This window comes from Bacillus sp. M13(2017) (assembly GCF_002218325.1).
Taxonomy (GTDB): domain Bacteria; phylum Bacillota; class Bacilli; order Bacillales; family Bacillaceae_G; genus Bacillus_A; species Bacillus_A thuringiensis_K.
Map to the genome: position 1 here is coordinate 1 of NZ_KZ268515.1, position 14473 is coordinate 14473.

The following is a 14473-nucleotide window of genomic DNA, read 5'->3' on the forward strand; positions in this document are numbered from 1 at the left end:
CTATAATCATAAAAGAATTAAGGCAAAATTAAAGGGTATGAGCCCAGTACAATACCGGGCTCATACCCTAGAGGCTGCCTAATGAAACGACCTGTCTAACTTTCGGGGGTCACTTCACACCCTGAACGGCTTTTCTTATTAAGTTAAATCACGTTTTAAAAACACAGTATATGAAATACATAAAAATACGAACAAATAAAGTAGTAACATACATGATGCAAACGGGAATGTTACTCCATCAATAAAACTTCCATTCTTTGAAATACTATATAAATCTGTGTTTGCTGGCAATAAATATTTCGCCCAGTTATATCTAGTGGCTGCTAATAACGCAATATTGCCTGATAAAGCAAGGAATAGTGAAATACCAATTGCACCTCCACTAGATCTCGTTAACACAGAAATCATAAATGCAAACGATGCATACACAACCGTTGGTAACCATGATAAAACATAATATTTACTTGCTTCCACAAAAATATTTTGTTTTATTATATTTCCATCTTGGAAAATAAACTCACTCCATGCAGGCTGTTGGAATTTATAAATAACAAGTCCACATAAAGCGGAGAAAATCATATTAAATATAAACAATAAAGCTGCAAATATAACGATTGCTAAAAACTTTGCTGTTAAAATTTTAAATCGACTCGCCGGACGGATTGTTAAAAATTTATATGTTCCCCAGCTATATTCATTCGCAAAAATTGTACTTGCATACACGAGGATAAATGGGAGCAAAATTGGAAATACGATAAAACCTGTATCTCTCATGAAAGAAAGTGGAGAACTGCTTGCCGGTGCTGTATCCGTATCTAAATGCTTCATCTTAAGCTGGTATTCTTTTACAAGCTCATCCCCTGATTTTTCTGCTAAAATAGCTTCTTTTTTCATGCCAAGCTTTTTCTCAATTTCTACAGTACGTTCTGTATAATCTACTTTCCATCCTTTTGTTTCCGGTTCAAAATACTTTACCGTAACCCATCCTAATCCGATTATTAATACTGCAATAACTGCAAATGGAATAATCGTTCGCTTCCGCTTAAATATTTTATACAGTTCATTATATACTAAATTAAACAATATCTTTTCCCCCTGTTAATTCTAAAAATTGCTCTTCTAACGTTTTTCTTTCTTCATATACACGATACACTTGAATATTTTTCTCAAGCAATGTACGAATAACATTTGGGATTTCTTCATCTTTTACATTAATAAGTAATTCATTATCTTTTACTAAAACATCATGCCCTAATATTTCCGCTGCTTTATTCGCATCATCTACACGTATACGGATCGTCTCCATCTCTTCGCTTTGGCTATGCTGAATATTTTGCGTAGCCACATATTCCCCGTGCTGAATAATGATAACTCTGTCACACATTAATTCAACTTCTGAAAGTAAGTGACTTGATACAAGTACAGCTTTTCCTTGTTCATGTGCAATTTTTTTTATGTACATTCTCATTTCATGTATTCCACTAGGGTCTAATCCATTTGTCGGTTCATCTAGTATCAACACGTCTGGATTGTGAATAAGCGCCTGAGCGATTCCTAAACGTTGTCTCATGCCGAGTGAATACGCTTTTACTTTGCGATCAATTACTTGTCCCATCCCTAACAATTTCACTACTTCATCGATACGTTCTTCAGTCACATTACCATTCATTCGTCCGAAATATGTTAAATTTTCATAGCCACTCAAAAAAGGATAAAATTCAGGTGTCTCAATTACCGCTCCAATTTTCGCAGCGGTTTTTTCGAATTGCTGTTTCACAGATTGACCATCAATCCATACTTCACCTTCTGTCATACGGATCATACCAACCATCATTCTCATTAAAGTCGTTTTTCCAGCACCGTTTGGTCCGAGTAAACCGACAACCTCGCCTTTTTTCACTTCAAAACTAATATTTTGTACAAGTGTCTTTGATCCGATTCGCTTCGTTAACCGATCGACTTTTACAATTGATTGTTCATTTGTCATTCTATACAACCTTTCCTTCCCATTCTTTGTCAGGTCTTTTCACTGTAACATGATTATTTTTATGTGTAAAATAGAAAAAAGCATGATTTCTCATGCCCTTTCTTTAAACCGCAACGAATTTTCACCCTTTAAACTTCGAACAAATCGATAACATTGCATCATCGATATTAAAACGACAGTCATAATAATTATACTAATAATTACAACTGCATATATTGTAATTGGCGCACTATTTATTCCTTGTATCCCTGCGATTTTCATAAAGATAACCGTGAATAATTTCAAAAATAGCATCCCATTAATTAATCCGAAAACAAATGCTGCTCCATAAATGAATAATTGCTCCTGACATAATACACATAGTACCTCTTTTCTTTTCATATTTTCTGCTACATAAGATGTAAACTCCTCCCTCCTCACATGCAAAAGAGAGTACATCATTTTATATGTAGTAAAAATACATATGAAAATTAATACAATAAAAAGTGTGTAAAAATACATTTGAAATACAAATGCATCCCCTACTTTCAAAATAGCTCCTTCATTAAATTGTAACGATATCATAAAAAACAAAATCATAGTACTCATAGCAATCCACATAAATTGCTTCATCCTTTTGGTAGCAAATGTTCTAATATTTTTTCTCGCTAACCGACATAAAGACATAACATTCTTCCCCTACCTTATTACATACACATTCTATACTACTAGTGTATAAAAATATGACATTTTAAACATCGCACTACAATCGGAATTTCTTCTAAGTCTTTAGTCCTAGAAAACGAAATGATAAAAAAATCACATTTAGAATATAATTGTAAAAAGGAGGAGATTGCATGCGTATAAAATTACTATCAATCTTGTCTTTATTATTACTCACAAGTTGTAGCCAACTAAAAAACAATGAAATTGCCATTGTTGAGCCATACAAATTAACAAAAGAGCAAGCTTCTATTTTACAAATGACTCCTTTTCAAGAAAGAAATAGCATGTTTTATAACGTTACGCTTAAAAATGATAAAGATGAAATAAATGCTACAATTGATTATTATAACAATGGTAAAAAAACAAAAGAAATTGCTAATATAGCTACCTCACATTTTTCAAAAAAGAAAGTAAAGCTTTCTTTTTTACCACCACATTTCCAATTCGATAAAGATATACAAGAAAAAAGGCAGTGGTATATGAATATTGAAGGTGGTTCAACGCTTGTTCATGAAGAAGAACCACGAAGCGTAAATAGCTCTGCAACTACTACAATTCAATCTATAAAAAATTTAAAATACAATCAAAAAACAACTTTAGCTGCTGTAATTCAAACCAGTAAAGAAACTGTAAGCGTTCCTACCATTGATGAAGAAACAGGTATTGATCTACTCTTAAAAGAAAATGAACACGTTTATCTATTTAGTATCGAGCTAAAAAAAGAACAATAAAGCGGAAATGCAACTTAAGTTGCATTTCCGCTTTATTGTTTAATAAGGTGTACTTTTATGGATTTGAATTAAATCCATTTTCTGTTACTACTATTATTCATCTTCTACTTCTATTCTTTTCTTCTCTCTTGCAATTTTTAAAAACTCTAGCAGCTCTGGATTACTATTCATTTTTTTGTAAGCCACTGACATTTCTGCCACAAAATTAGAATCATATAACTCTTTATATACAACTTCTGTTTTATATAACTTATTTGCCGATACGGGTATTACTGTAATTCCAATCCCTGCTGCTACAAGCCCCATAACTGTTTGATACTCTGTTGCTTCTTGTACAATGCGTGGACTAAATCCAACTTCTCTGCAAAGAGATAAAATTGTATCATACAAAGCTGGCCATACTGGTCTCGTAATAAATACAAACGGCTCATCTCGTAAATCTTCTATATGTATTTCATCTTTCTCTGCAAGTGGATGTGCCTTTGGTAAACATAAGGTGCAAGATAACCTTTGAATTGGCTCTAATTCTAATAATTGTGTTGGAATTGGTGGACGTAAAAAGCCAATATCGATACGGTTATCATGAAGTGCATGAACTTGATCTGGTGTTGACAATTCATGTAATGCAACAGACACTCTCGGAAATTTCTTTCTATATTCCCTAACAATTGATGGTAAAATATCATATATCGCCGCACCTACAAAACCAATTGAAAGTGATCCTACTTCTCCCCTTTGTGCACTTTGTGCAACTTCTACTGCTTTTTCAATTTGTTCAAACGCTTTTTTTACTTCTTTTAAAAACATTTCTCCTGCTTCTGTTAGTTCAACCTTTCTTTTCGTTCTTGAAAATAATGTAACTCCCATTTCTTTTTCTAATTGCTGTATTTGTTGACTAAGTGGTGGTTGTGTCATTTGTAAACGAGCAGCTGCCCGTCCAAAGTGTAACTCTTCTGCCACAACAACAAAATATTGCAAATGCCGTAATTCCATTTTTGGACACCCTTTTCACTTTCGATTAATACGTCTAATATATTAATACCATATAATTTATATATTAGACAAATATTTCGAATGAACGTATAGTAGAAATTGTTAATTCTTTTTTACAATTTTTATGTAAAAAAAGAAAGAGGTGGTTACTGTATGAAATGGTGGAAGTTAAGCGGACAAATTTTATTACTATTTTCTTTCGCTTGGACAGGTGAATGGATTGCAAAACAGGCACACCTCCCAGTTCCAGGAAGTATAATCGGTATTTTTTTATTATTAATTTCATTAAAATTAAACCTAGTTAAAAAAGAATGGATACAGGACGGAGCAGATTTTTTATTAAAAGAACTTATTTTATTTTTCATCCCTTCTGCAGTCGCTGTCATACGTTACAGAGATACACTAACACAATATGGAATCGATCTCATTTTAATTATTATGATTAGCACTCTTTGCGTTACCTTAGTTACAGGACTTTTAACAGAATTGCTACTAAAGCGGAAAGGATCAACGCAATGATCGGATTTCTTTGTTTACTATTAACACTATTCACATATTGGATATCAAAAAAAATGTATCAACGTTGGAATTGGAGTCTACTTTCTCCTCTTCTCGTCTGTCCCATTATTTTAATTGCTTTATTGCTCGGATTAAATACACCTTATGAAACATATGAATCTGGTGGTCACTGGTTAACTGAATTATTAAAACCCGCAACAGTTGCTTTTGCATGGCCAATCTATAAATACTTTGATTTATTAAAGAAACATGGAATGGCTATCTTACTTAATGTCATTGTCGGTTCGTTTTTATCAGTCATTACTTCAGCACTACTAGCAAATTATTTTCAAATTGATTCATCACTAGAACATAGTTTAGCTCCACATATCGTAACAACACCAATCGCAATGGCTATTTCAGAAATGATTGGTGGCATGTCACAATTAACTGCTGTATTTGTCGTTTTAACTGCCTTAACAGGAGCATTGCTCGGTCCTTCTCTCATACGTATTTGCCGTATTAAAACAGCAATCGCAAAAGGTATTATGTTAGGAACAAGCGCAAATGGAACCGGTACATCAAAAGCATTCGAAATCGGTCCTGTGGAAGGAACAATTGCAAGTTTATCTATGCTTTTAACAGCAGGCGCTAGTTTAGTTATCGTTCCGCTTTTCTTGTCTTGGATACATTAAAGAAGCAAGTATTTACATACTTGCTTCTTTATCTATATATTGGCACAGCAATTCATAATCCTCTGGAAAAGCTAAACACAATTGTTCAACTTCATGTATCCCTTTCCAAGCAATTTCATGTATTAACTCATCAGGATCTTGGATTTTCATATTACCGCCTATTTGTTTAACAAAATAATAATGGACATACACTGGAACACCGTATGTAATACCCTCTTTTTCATATATTTTATTTACAACTTCCACATTGTAACCTGTTTCTTCCCAAACTTCCCTAATACAACATTCTTCTAGTGTCTTTCCCTTTTCAAGTCCTCCACTTGGGACAGACCACCTTTTTTCTTCTCCCTCTTTTCCCTGCAGTACCATTAAAACTTCATTTCTTTCATTTACACATACCGCTGCACTACCTATCCATCTCTCCATAAACATCCCTCCCCTACTAAAATTCGCCCTCTTTATTATTTTCCCCTTGAAAAAAAGAGGAAAATAATAAAACAATGACGAAAAATTACATCAACTTCATAGACAATCCCTTTTTAGAAATTAAAACTGGAAGGATGAAAATATGATTTCTAATTATGTTGTGGAATGTGTCTTTTGTGAAAAAAATCGAAAGCCTCGCCAAGCTATTGTCACCGTTCCCGCCACTACTCAGCTACTAGCCATTGAAAAAGTGCGTGCAGAATGTAAACGTCGTTTCGGAAAAGCTTTATTATTACAAACAGAAATTAAAGAAGAAATAGTTTTTGAACAAAAAGAAAGCTGACCATCAATTGGTCAGCTTTCTTATCCGATCATATTTTCACATGAAGATTAGGGGCATCCTCTTTAAGGATCGGGATTTTCCCATTATGTACGTTCCATAATGGTCATCGAACAATATATTTCTATGCAATTAACTATTGAATAGAATAGGGCAAAACTTGTTCGCATTTTTAGAAAAGGGATAGGGATATAATTCAAGTAGTACTTCGAATACTCGAACTTTACACTCATAATATTAAAACAAATCCTTTTATATGGGAAATATGAATTACCTACATAATTCATTCGTAAAATATATTAATAGTTTGCTATATTAATTTTATCCCGCTATTTGTAAGCAGTACCCCCCTGCTTATTATAATTTCACTTTATTCCATCAATAGCATACATCCAGCTAAAACCGGTGTCATAATCATCGAAAACCTCAAAAGCATTCGCGGTGCATAATTTGTAAACTTCGCGCCAATATATGCCCCTAACATGGTCCCAATTAATACTTGCAATAACAATATATAATCTAAATATCCTTCCGAACTATATCCTAGCCCGCCTCCAATTGCAATCGGTAATATAACAAGCATCGTTGTCCCTACAGATTGCTGAATCGTTAGTCCCAATAGAACCATTAATCCAAGTTGAATAAACGGTGCAGAACCAATCCCAAATGAACCAGCCATCATTCCAGTAACTAATCCAAGGCATATACATTTCAACAAGTAGTTAACGGGAAACTCTTTATGTTTATATAAAGACGACTGTTCTTTGTTTTGGAACATAATTAATTTAATAAACATAAAAATTGCCGATAAAAATAACATCCCAGCTGTAAACCAATGAAGAAGATGAGCTGGTATAAGTGAACCAAATTTAGAACCAATATAAGAGCCAATTGCGCCAAATCCCCCAACAATCCCGCCTATAATAAGTGCTACATTGCCTTCACGGTAATGACTGACAACACCTGATAATGTCGTAAACGCCATTGCGGTTAAAGATGTTGCAAGAGCAACATGAATAGGAATATGGAATACTAAAGTGAGTATCGCGATAATAAACCCAGCTCCTCCAGCTCCAACAAATCCTAATAAAATACCCATTACTAACATTGTTATAATAATTGCCACAGACTTTCCCTCCAGTAACACAATTATCCATCATATTTATCCTTACATACAAATAAAAAGCATCCTAAACGGATGCTTTTTATTTCAATGATATGTACTTAATCTTGATTAATCAAAATAACCGCTGGACCAGCGACTACTACTCCAGCTACTTCTATCTTTTCAAATTCCTTTACTGTAATAGATATAACTCCTTCTCTTTCCATCAATTCTTTACTCAGGACATCAGTCGGGATTGCTTTCACCGTCTTACCTCCTTTTCATTTATACAATATGATAAAGTGAAACTTTCATCAGTGGGTTTTTTGTCCGTACTTATTGATTATTAACCCTCAGCAATCGGGCGAATAATCACCCAATGCATCTATATATATGCATCACCTCCGCTTTCATTCCTTATTCCACTCAAAAACCTTCTCCCCCTTCCGTGACATATTGAAAAATAAAAAAGAAGCTATAACATATAGCTTCCCTCCACGTTTCTTTAATCTTTATACACCGTATATTCCATAACTTTACCATCTCTATCAAATTGTAAAACAAGCTGTTCGCTATCTATTGGAATAAAGCCACGTTCAGTCCCAAGATAATACAAAGTGATAACTCCTTCTTCCCCACTTCTCGTTTCCGTTGGGGCTCCTAACAATTGTGTAATTTCTTCATTTGATTTCCCTATTAATTTATATTTTTGTAATAGATCATCTACCATATGTACCCGCTTATCTGCATGATTTAACCATCTATTCTGATTAAACTTTGATGTATATTCATTTACACTTAATTGTACAGTGCACACTATTAATGGTATGAGTGCTACTATTAAAACCCCCAACATTTGCTTCTTTTCTTCATTACGATTTTTAGAAACATATAAAATAACCCTTTGAATCATGACTAATAAAACAAATGGTATGAATACTACAAAAATGCTCCTTACACTTAAGGGTATATGGACCATATCAATGACGAATATAAATACAATGTACATTACTATATACAAACAAAAATAGCCATACAAAATGCTACGCAGCATATCGTTCAGAAAGATCTCCCCTTTTAACTCACTATATAGTTCATCCAGCTAATCATTTCTCGAATCTGTTCTAATTCTTGCTCTGTATATACTACTGTCCCTGTTAAGATTTCATTTCTGAAGAACGTTACAATTTGCTCCCGATCTTTTAATCTAGGTGTTTCCTCACTAGAAAGGTCTACTATTGCTTTTCCATTTTTATTATAAAAATATACAACTGGTTTTACCTTTTCTTTTATACTATTAGCCTGCATTTCATTCAAACAATTGTATAAAATTTTAGATAGTTTCTTCGCCTTATATACTGGATTCCCTTCATTTTTCACTTGTATAGTTGACGAATCTTTACCTACTATATATTCAAATGTCTCTTCTTTATCAACTTCTTGTTGATACTTACCCATTTCATCAATCATAAATGAATATATACCAGCATTTTCTTTCGTTAAACCATGAATTAATTTCTCGTTCCATTCTTTCGTCTCCAATAGATAAATACCAGTTTTGCACAAGATGAGATGATGGATTCTATTATCGTTTATTTCACTATTATTTTTAATAAAAACATTCGGCATGACTTGAATTTCAGCATCTAATATGATACCTTGCTCTATGAATCCTCGCTTCATATAATGTAATGTTTCGTACGTATTCATTTCAGCACCGTTTTTAGTATATTCTCGTAAATTTGCAATTAATTTTTGAAACATATGTATTTCGTTATTATGTTTATTTTGCATTTCACTACGTTCTTTACTATGCTGCATAGCTAATTGATTTTTCATCATACGCATATTTTCAATTTCTCTATTTGCACTTACTTGTAAATCATTGTATTTTTTCTGTTCCATATTTTTTAAATTATTTTGTTGTTCTTTATGCTCTATCACTGTAGCTGCAATTTCATTTTTATACGTTTCAATCGCTTGTTTCTTTTCAAATTCTACTTGCTGACTCTCTGATTCTAACTGTTTATTTTTATAAAACAGCACAAATGCTACAGCTAATAATATTAAAATCGCACCTATTAGCACATAATTCATATTTTTACTCCTTTATTTCATTTTCGATTATTTTTTATAAATATTTCTACTATAGTATACTATGGTTTCGATATAGACTTTGTAAAAGTTGTATATTTTTAATAAAAGGCACCTCTGACGGGGCACCTTTTATTTTCACTCTATTGTACACCATACTGAATATAACTCGAATCGTAGTATATCCATTGATTTGTCCCTAAGCAAAGCCATCCATCTTGCTTACTCCATACTCGATACGATTCACCCTGATGTAACTATCTTATAACATTTCCATTTAATGATGGAGCATCACGCAAATTTACATTATCACCAGTAATAGTCGCCACATAATGTTTATACTGAATATAACTCGGATCATTATATACCCACTGATTTGTCCCTAAACAAAGCCATCCATCTTGTTCTCCCCAAACTTCATATGTTTCGCCACGATTCAATTGGCGAATTATACTAGACTGTAAAGATGGTCCACTTCTCAAATTCACATTATCTCCATTAATTATAGCAACCCCGTACACTGGAGTTGCATTATTAAGCGGGGAAACATTACCTCCACCACTTGCTCCATTCCCTTTTAAAGCTTCTAATGAAACTGCAGCTGATACATCACAATTTCCTACGCCTGAAATTTGTCCAGAATCTGTGTACTGCCACGCTGTCCATCCACCAGCATCAGCAGGCGTTGTACTCGAGTATTTAGCAATCCAAAGCGGTATATCACTTAATCCGCTAATTCTGAACTCATTAATATACCAAACTCCTGTATATAACATTACATCTTTTCCAGTAGCCTGTTTCACATAATTTATGAAGCTTCTTGCCCAATTCGATATAGCGTTACCAGTTAAATTACTGTTGCTCGGATCTGTTGGTGATTCTAAACCCAGAACTGGCATTAAGTCTGTCTGGTTACTTTGTAATATACTCACAAAATATTTCGCCTCTGAAATTGCATCATTTTGTTCTGGACGTGCAAAATGGTATGCACCAATTAATACATTCGCACTTCGGGCTGCTTGTACATTTTTAGTAAAAGTAGGATCAATGTAGTTTACACCTTCTGTCGCTTTTGCATACGCTGCTGGAATTCCAGATGCCTTCACTGCATTCCAATCAATATTCCCTTCCCAATGAGACACATCAATAAACGTAACATTTGAACTTGATCTGTTTTACATATAAAATCTCCTATCAATTTTTTTACTTCGTATACATACAATATGTACAAGTTTCATAAGAGGACACGACATTTATGCTATAGAAACAAAGAGTAAACATATTTTGTATACAAAATAAAAAAGACCTTGTGTTACAAGGCCTTTTGCAAACTCACTTTATTTTGTAGCAAGTACATATTATAATACAAACCTTGCTCACTTAGTAATTCTTGATGTGTTCCTCTTTCTACTATCTCCCCATCATGCATCACAAAAATTTGATCTGCATCTTGAATTGTAGATAACCTATGCGCAATGGCTATCGTCGTTCTACCTTTTCGCATTTGTTGCAACGCTGTTTGAATAGCCTCTTCTGTTTCTGTATCGATATTAGCTGTTGCTTCATCTAATACTAATACTTTCGGATTCGTTGCTATCGTTCTAGCAAAAGCAATTAATTGTCGTTGACCGCTTGAAAATGCTGCACCTCTTTCTACTACTTCTGTTTCATACTGTTTTGGTAACTTTTCAATAAACGTATTCGCTTGCACAAATCGAGCAGCTTCTTTTACTTCTTCATCCGTAATTTCTTCATTATACATACGAATATTTTGCTTTACATTTCCAGCAAATAAAAATGCATCTTGCAATACGAGTCCTATTTTCTTTCTAATTTCTCGTTCTTCAAATTTTTCTAAATCTACACCGTCTATTACAATATTTCCTGACTTAATATTATAAAATCGCATTAACAAATTCATAATCGTACTTTTTCCGCTACCAGTATGCCCAACAAAAGCAACCGTTTGCCCTTGTTTCACGTGAAATGATACATTTTTTAAAACGTCACGCTTTCCATCATATGAAAAAGTAACATTTTTAAATTCAATATCTCCATCCACGACTTGAGGATTCTCATTGCCTTTTTGAACCGGTGCTAAATCTTTCTCGTCCATTAAATGAAATACACGTGATGACGAAACAAGTGCCTGTTGGAAAAAGGACAATTTCATCATCATCTCATTTACAGGTTGGAAGAAACGATGTATATAGTTAACAAAAGCATATAAAACTCCTACTTCAACAGGGCTCTTTAAAGCATCAATCCCAAATAAACCTAGTACTAACGCAATAGCTACAATATGCACTAAATCCGTAGCTGGTCGTAAAAGTAATGCGTCTAACTTCAAAGTACGTCGCCCTGCACTATAATGTTTATTATTCACTTCTTCAAACTCTTTTCTCATACGTTTTTCTTGTCTGAACACTTGAACAATATTCATTCCTTGTATGGACTCGTTCAACTTTGCATTTAACACGCTTAGTTGATTACGTACTTCTAAATAAAAAGCTGCACTTTTCCGGCGATATAATACCATAATCGCAAACATTATCGGAATTAATACGAGAGAAAATAGCGCTAATTTTACATCTAATAAAAACATCGCTACTAAAATGCCTACTAAAAAGACTACATTTTTCACAAATGTTGATAATACACTGACATAAAAATCTTTAATCGCTTCCGTATCATTCGTTATACGAGATACGAGCGTACCAATTGGCGTACGATCAAAGAAACTTAATGACAGCTTTTGAACATGTTCATATACTTCAACTCGCATATCTTGAACAATCTTAAAAGCAATGTTCTGAAAGTACAATAGATTTAAATACGTAAATAATACTTTTAATAAATGAGCAACTATGTAAATTACAAATAAAGTAACGAGCGCTGATCGTTCAAAATCCCGCGGTACTAGGTGTTCATCGAGGAATTGTTTAATTAAAAAAGGACCCATCATTTCCGTTACTGTCGCACCAACTAAAAAGATAAATGCTAAAGATAGCAACCCTTTATATGGCTTCATATAGGAAAGCAATCTACTTAAATCACTTCGCTTCTTCTCTACCATCATACGCCTCCTTTCTCGACTAAAGCTTCTAATTGCTGGCTTTCATACATTTCCTTATACCAGCCGTTTTCCTTCATTAATTCCTCATGTGTACCTCTTTGTACAATTCTACCTTCATCAACAACAAGAATAAGATTGGCATGCTGAATTGCACTTAATCGGTGTGCAGTAATAATCGTCGTTTTCCCTGCTCTTTCCCTCTTTAAGGCACTTAAAATCGTCTCTTCTGTTTTTGCATCTACTGCTGATAAACAATCATCCAAAATTAAAATTTCAGCATTTGTTAATAAAGCACGAGCAATAGAGATTCGCTGTTTTTGACCACCAGATAACGAAACACCTCTTTCCCCTACTACTGTTTCATATCCTTCTGAAAATTGGAGGATGTCATTATGAATACAAGCAATCTCTGCAGCTTCGGTAATTTCATTATATGTAGCATCCGCCTTTCCAAAGGCAATATTCTCACCAATACTTGCTGAAAATAAAAAATGATCTTGCGGCACGTATGAAATGGCAGAACGGACACCATGAAGTGTTATATCTCGAATATCTCGCTTCCCAATTTTTAATTCACCATTAAAATGATCATACTCACGGATTAAACATTTTAATAAAGTCGTTTTCCCTGCGCCTGTACGTCCTACAACTCCTAGTGTTTCACCCTTCTTCAAATCAAAGTGAATATCGGTTAAATGTAACAATTCATTTTTCTTATACGAAAATGAATCAACGGCAAACGAAACATTACCGCTCGCTATTGTATGTACAGCATTTTCGCTATTTACTACATCTGATTTTTGTGAAAGAATTTTTTCTACACGGTCATATGATGCACGCCCACGCTCCATAATATTGAACAACCACCCAAACGCTAACATTGGCCAAACGAGGGTACCTAAATATGTCGTAAATGTAACGAGATCACCTACTGTTAATTCACCTCTTACAACTAATACCGATCCATAACATACTGCGATTAAAAAAGAAAATCCAACGATAAGAGAGATTGTCGGATCAAATAACGAATCAATACGTGCAACTAACACATTTTTATGTACAACATCTTCTGATTTTTTTCGAAACGCCTGCAAATCTTCTTTCTCTTGTCCAAGAGACCGGATTACCTTCATCCCACTCATACTCTCTTGCACTTTATCATTGATTTCCGAAAACGATTGCTGTGCTTTATGAAACCTTTTATGTAATAACGTTCCATAATAATTTGTCGAAATGGCTACAATCGGCATTGGAATTAAACTTAATAATGTTAACTTCCAACTAATTGTAAAACCCATCGCTACGAGTACACATCCTCCGACAGCTAATGAGTCAACAAGCGTCAAAACACCCGCTCCAGCAGTTTGCTGGATCGCTTGAATATCATTGGTCGCATGTGCCATTAAATCACCTGTTCGATTTGACTGATAGAAAGATGGACTCATCTTTGTAAAATGTTCATATAAATTTTTTCGTAATTGGCGAGCTAATTTTAATGAAGACCCGAAAATCATAATACGCCATATGTAACGTAATATGTACATCGTAATACCTACAATTACTAATAATACAACCCATTTTAGTAACTTATCGGTCGTCAATGTTCCATCATTAATTTCATCTACAACGATTCCAATTACTTTTGGTGCTACAAGTTCTAGAAGTGCAACGCCAAACAATAAAATAATTCCAGTTATGTACGCTCGTTTTTCTTGTTTAAAAAACCACGCTAAATTCATAAATACTTTCATTTTTTTCCTCCTCCCTTAAAATGAGCGATGTTTTCAGTTTACCAAAAATACAGAATTTTTAAAAGTTTTAAA

Annotated in this window: 16 protein-coding genes and 1 pseudogene; 5 read left to right on the forward strand and 12 right to left on the reverse strand. The window is 33.8% G+C overall.

What is annotated here, in order from left to right; all coding sequences use genetic code 11:
- Window positions 1-82, forward strand: an 82-nt coding sequence (locus CGQ22_RS25735) for an IS3 family transposase (protein ID WP_140420774.1), incomplete at its 5' end; no start/stop codon positions are given.
- Between the two features lie 56 nt (window positions 83-138).
- Here CGQ22_RS25735 and CGQ22_RS25740 read toward each other — a convergent pair.
- The 3 genes from CGQ22_RS25740 to CGQ22_RS25750 all read right to left on the reverse strand — a co-directional run bounded on the left by CGQ22_RS25740 (window position 139) and on the right by CGQ22_RS25750 (window position 2653).
- Entirely contained in the window at window positions 139-1083 is a 945-nt protein-coding gene (locus tag CGQ22_RS25740; RefSeq protein WP_000482759.1) for an ABC transporter permease, read from the reverse strand.
- Complete coding sequence (locus CGQ22_RS25745) at window positions 1076-1987, reverse strand: ABC transporter ATP-binding protein (protein ID WP_000180624.1); 912 nt, start codon at window positions 1985-1987, stop codon at window positions 1076-1078. The genes CGQ22_RS25740 and CGQ22_RS25745 overlap by 8 nt, the downstream gene beginning before the upstream one ends.
- 90 nt (window positions 1988-2077) lie before the next feature.
- On the reverse strand, window positions 2078-2653 hold the full coding sequence (locus CGQ22_RS25750) for an FtsX-like permease family protein (RefSeq protein WP_000050625.1): 576 nt from the start codon (window positions 2651-2653) through the stop codon (window positions 2078-2080).
- Between the two features lie 170 nt (window positions 2654-2823).
- Here CGQ22_RS25750 and CGQ22_RS25755 point away from each other — a divergent pair, with 170 nt between their 5' ends.
- Entirely contained in the window at window positions 2824-3423 is a 600-nt protein-coding gene (locus CGQ22_RS25755; protein WP_001220627.1) for a hypothetical protein, read from the forward strand.
- Window positions 3424-3516: 93 nt separating this feature from the next.
- Here CGQ22_RS25755 and alsR read toward each other — a convergent pair whose 3' ends face one another.
- Window positions 3517-4416 (reverse strand): acetoin biosynthesis transcriptional regulator AlsR, encoded by a 900-nt coding sequence (gene alsR, locus CGQ22_RS25760; RefSeq protein ID WP_000423234.1) that lies wholly within the window; start codon window positions 4414-4416, stop codon window positions 3517-3519.
- A 153-nt stretch (window positions 4417-4569) separates the two neighbouring features.
- Here alsR and CGQ22_RS25765 point away from each other — a divergent pair, with 153 nt between their 5' ends.
- Together CGQ22_RS25765 and CGQ22_RS25770 are read left to right on the forward strand one after the other, a co-directional pair.
- The gene (locus CGQ22_RS25765) at window positions 4570-4935 is read left to right on the forward strand and encodes a CidA/LrgA family holin-like protein (RefSeq protein ID WP_089149536.1); all 366 of its coding nucleotides are present in this window, start codon (window positions 4570-4572) and stop codon (window positions 4933-4935) included.
- On the forward strand, window positions 4932-5609 hold the full coding sequence (locus tag CGQ22_RS25770) for an LrgB family protein (protein WP_000578962.1): 678 nt from the start codon (window positions 4932-4934) through the stop codon (window positions 5607-5609). Before CGQ22_RS25765 ends, CGQ22_RS25770 begins: the two co-directional genes overlap by 4 nt.
- A gap of 12 nt (window positions 5610-5621) precedes the next feature.
- Here the strand turns inward: CGQ22_RS25770 and CGQ22_RS25775 are convergent, their stop codons facing one another.
- Window positions 5622-6035: an NUDIX hydrolase gene (locus tag CGQ22_RS25775; protein WP_089149537.1), complete on the reverse strand. Its 414-nt coding sequence runs from the start codon at window positions 6033-6035 to the stop codon at window positions 5622-5624.
- Between the two features lie 142 nt (window positions 6036-6177).
- Here CGQ22_RS25775 and CGQ22_RS25780 point away from each other — a divergent pair, with 142 nt between their 5' ends.
- Window positions 6178-6378, forward strand: coding sequence for a DUF3903 domain-containing protein (locus CGQ22_RS25780; RefSeq protein WP_000625227.1), 201 nt, complete (start codon window positions 6178-6180; stop codon window positions 6376-6378).
- Between the two features lie 367 nt (window positions 6379-6745).
- Here the strand turns inward: CGQ22_RS25780 and CGQ22_RS25785 are convergent, their stop codons facing one another.
- The 7 genes and pseudogenes from CGQ22_RS25785 to CGQ22_RS25815 form a co-directional block, all read right to left on the reverse strand.
- Window positions 6746-7501, reverse strand: a complete 756-nt coding sequence (locus tag CGQ22_RS25785; RefSeq protein ID WP_000974657.1) for a sulfite exporter TauE/SafE family protein — start codon at window positions 7499-7501, stop codon at window positions 6746-6748.
- A gap of 98 nt (window positions 7502-7599) precedes the next feature.
- Window positions 7600-7746 (reverse strand): BC1881 family protein, encoded by a 147-nt coding sequence (locus CGQ22_RS25790; RefSeq protein WP_000644411.1) that lies wholly within the window; start codon window positions 7744-7746, stop codon window positions 7600-7602.
- A gap of 239 nt (window positions 7747-7985) precedes the next feature.
- Window positions 7986-8534, reverse strand: coding sequence for a hypothetical protein (locus CGQ22_RS25795; protein WP_089149538.1), 549 nt, complete (start codon window positions 8532-8534; stop codon window positions 7986-7988).
- Between the two features lie 23 nt (window positions 8535-8557).
- Complete coding sequence (locus CGQ22_RS25800) at window positions 8558-9577, reverse strand: NERD domain-containing protein (RefSeq protein WP_089149539.1); 1020 nt, start codon at window positions 9575-9577, stop codon at window positions 8558-8560.
- A 140-nt stretch (window positions 9578-9717) separates the two neighbouring features.
- Window positions 9718-10716: pseudogene (locus CGQ22_RS25805) on the reverse strand (GH25 family lysozyme).
- Between the two features lie 170 nt (window positions 10717-10886).
- A complete protein-coding gene (locus CGQ22_RS25810; protein ID WP_000229522.1) occupies window positions 10887-12650 on the reverse strand; it encodes an ABC transporter ATP-binding protein in 1764 nt (587 codons plus the stop codon).
- Window positions 12650-14401 carry an ABC transporter ATP-binding protein gene (locus CGQ22_RS25815; RefSeq protein WP_000862451.1) on the reverse strand — a complete coding sequence of 584 codons (1752 nt, stop codon included), beginning with the start codon at window positions 14399-14401 and terminating at the stop codon, window positions 12650-12652. Before CGQ22_RS25815 ends, CGQ22_RS25810 begins: the two co-directional genes overlap by 1 nt.
- Window positions 14402-14473 lie beyond the last annotated feature (72 nt).

What these genes read in the sequence shown, in the direction of transcription:
- CGQ22_RS25810 (WP_000229522.1), bottom strand. Translation starts at nt 12,650, where the DNA reads ATGGTAGAGAAGAAGCGAAGTGATTTAAGTAGATTGCTTTCCTATATG.
- CGQ22_RS25745 (WP_000180624.1), bottom strand. Translation starts at nt 1,987, where the DNA reads ATGACAAATGAACAATCAATTGTAAAAGTCGATCGGTTAACGAAGCGA.
- CGQ22_RS25775 (WP_089149537.1), bottom strand. Translation starts at nt 6,035, where the DNA reads ATGGAGAGATGGATAGGTAGTGCAGCGGTATGTGTAAATGAAAGAAAT.
- CGQ22_RS25815 (WP_000862451.1), bottom strand. Translation starts at nt 14,401, where the DNA reads ATGAAAGTATTTATGAATTTAGCGTGGTTTTTTAAACAAGAAAAACGA.
- CGQ22_RS25750 (WP_000050625.1), bottom strand. Translation starts at nt 2,653, where the DNA reads ATGTCTTTATGTCGGTTAGCGAGAAAAAATATTAGAACATTTGCTACC.
- CGQ22_RS25770 (WP_000578962.1), top strand. Translation starts at nt 4,932, where the DNA reads ATGATCGGATTTCTTTGTTTACTATTAACACTATTCACATATTGGATA.
- CGQ22_RS25755 (WP_001220627.1), top strand. Translation starts at nt 2,824, where the DNA reads ATGCGTATAAAATTACTATCAATCTTGTCTTTATTATTACTCACAAGT.
- CGQ22_RS25780 (WP_000625227.1), top strand. Translation starts at nt 6,178, where the DNA reads ATGATTTCTAATTATGTTGTGGAATGTGTCTTTTGTGAAAAAAATCGA.
- CGQ22_RS25765 (WP_089149536.1), top strand. Translation starts at nt 4,570, where the DNA reads ATGAAATGGTGGAAGTTAAGCGGACAAATTTTATTACTATTTTCTTTC.
- CGQ22_RS25800 (WP_089149539.1), bottom strand. Translation starts at nt 9,577, where the DNA reads ATGAATTATGTGCTAATAGGTGCGATTTTAATATTATTAGCTGTAGCA.
- CGQ22_RS25795 (WP_089149538.1), bottom strand. Translation starts at nt 8,534, where the DNA reads ATGCTGCGTAGCATTTTGTATGGCTATTTTTGTTTGTATATAGTAATG.
- alsR (WP_000423234.1), bottom strand. Translation starts at nt 4,416, where the DNA reads ATGGAATTACGGCATTTGCAATATTTTGTTGTTGTGGCAGAAGAGTTA.